Source organism: Vibrio sp. 1402 (assembly GCF_033340275.1).
Genome location: NZ_JAWOWE010000288.1, coordinates 1 through 692, shown reverse-complemented (window position 1 = coordinate 692; position 692 = coordinate 1). Strand labels below are relative to the sequence as shown.

The following is a 692-nucleotide window of genomic DNA, read 5'->3' as shown; positions in this document are numbered from 1 at the left end:
AATGGTTGCCCCTAATAGGGTTTTCCAACCGTTGCTTTTTGATTGCACAACTTCTTGTTGAGTGATGTAACGCACTGAATCTATCTTCCCGTACACCACTTCATTCACTGGTTTTGCGACATTCCTTTGGTACGCTGCATTGGCGAAAAGGGGTAAAAACAGTATGATCCAAGGACATACTTTCAAAAATTTTCTAACTCGAGTCATCACAAGTTCCTTTGGTTCGATATTGGTCAGTACTTTTCTATGGCAATCTATTTAACTGAACTCGATTCAACGTTCAACTTCCCATCCCCTTACGAAGCTCTGTCAGATCCCAATGGTCTGTTGGCTTTTGGCGGAGACTTAGATCCACATAGAATTTTGAGTGGCTACTACCAAGGTATTTTCCCTTGGTATGGTCCAGGAGAACCCATGTTATGGTGGAGTCCTTGGCCACGTGCTGTGTTTGATCCTTTAACGTTTAAGCCATCAAAAAGTCTTAAAAAGTTTCAGCGCAAGCATCAATATAAAGTCACTATAAATCAAGCGACTGAGCGCGTCATTCAACTTTGCTCGTCTACCCGGCCAGCAGATGAAACATGGCTGAATGAAGAGATGCAAGCGGCTTATATTCAGCTATCCAACCTAGGGCATTGCCACTCAGTAGAAGTATGGCATGACAACACGCTTGTTGGCGGTTTATACGGCAT

Annotated in this window: 2 pseudogenes; one reads left to right on the top strand and one right to left on the bottom strand. The window is 43.4% G+C overall.

The window, feature by feature from the left end:
• Positions 1-207, bottom strand: a pseudogene (locus tag R7044_RS25610) (hypothetical protein); the annotation flags it as partial.
• Positions 208-246: 39 nt separating this feature from the next.
• Between R7044_RS25610 and R7044_RS25605 the strand changes: the two are divergent.
• Positions 247-692 (top strand): annotated as a pseudogene (locus R7044_RS25605) (leucyl/phenylalanyl-tRNA--protein transferase); the annotation flags it as partial.